At 46.8% G+C, this 901-nt stretch carries 1 protein-coding gene; it reads left to right on the forward strand.

From position 1 onward, the window contains the following. Positions 1 to 294: 294 nt before the first annotated feature. The coding region (locus A3735_RS01715; RefSeq protein WP_255375118.1) for an ABC transporter transmembrane domain-containing protein at positions 295 to 901 on the forward strand (607 nt) is incomplete at its 3' end.

Here is a 901-nt window from a genome sequence, read left to right on the forward strand (position 1 = left end):
GTGACCTGAAAGTCCCGAGGCGCTATTTTATCCACTTCGACCAATAAAGGATTTGCCTTTGAAGGACGCCCCTTGCTCGCGGGTGGTTGCGACTGACTTATCTGATAGGCCAACAAAAGGCATAGCAACAACACTACAATTGGCGCTAGTACTTTAACTAATCGCTGAGCTGACAAAACTAAGTTCTCCTAAAATAGAGGGCGTCGAATAGTAAGATCATATCTGATCCATTGCGCTTTGGCACTTATCCCTTTTACGCTACACTAAGCGCTTTCTTTCCTTAGGATACTTCACATGCGCGGTATGCGTTCAGACTTTGACCCCAATCGAGAAATTGACTGGTCAATCATCAAGCAAATCATTCCCTACCTTTTGGAATACAAGCAGCGCATCGCTCTCGCTCTGTTATGTCTGGTTGCAGCAAAAGTCGCTAGCGTTACCATGCCCTTTATTCTCAAGCACGTCGTCGATGACCTAGACCAACAACTAGCTGATAATGAACTATCCCTGCTCGTTGTACCTTTGGGCTTATTACTCGCCTACGGTCTGGTACGGCTGATGAATGTGTTACTAGGCGAAATCCGCGACACCTTATTTGGGCGCGTAACCGAAAGAGCAATGCGTCGCGTAGGGCTGAAGGTTTTCGAACACCTTCATGCATTGAGTCTGAGCTTTCACTTGAACCGCCAAACGGGTGGTTTATCTCGCGACATTGAGCGCGGCACAAATGGCATTAGTTTTTTGATGCGCTTTCTGGTGTTTAATATTGTCCCCACCTTTCTCGAACTGTTTCTGGTCATGGGTATTTTATGGCAACAATATCGCTTCGAGTTTGCCTTGATCGTACTGATATCAGTCATCGCCTATGTCTGGTTCTCCAAGACCACCACTGACTGGCGCA

This window comes from Oleiphilus sp. HI0061, from assembly GCF_001635675.1.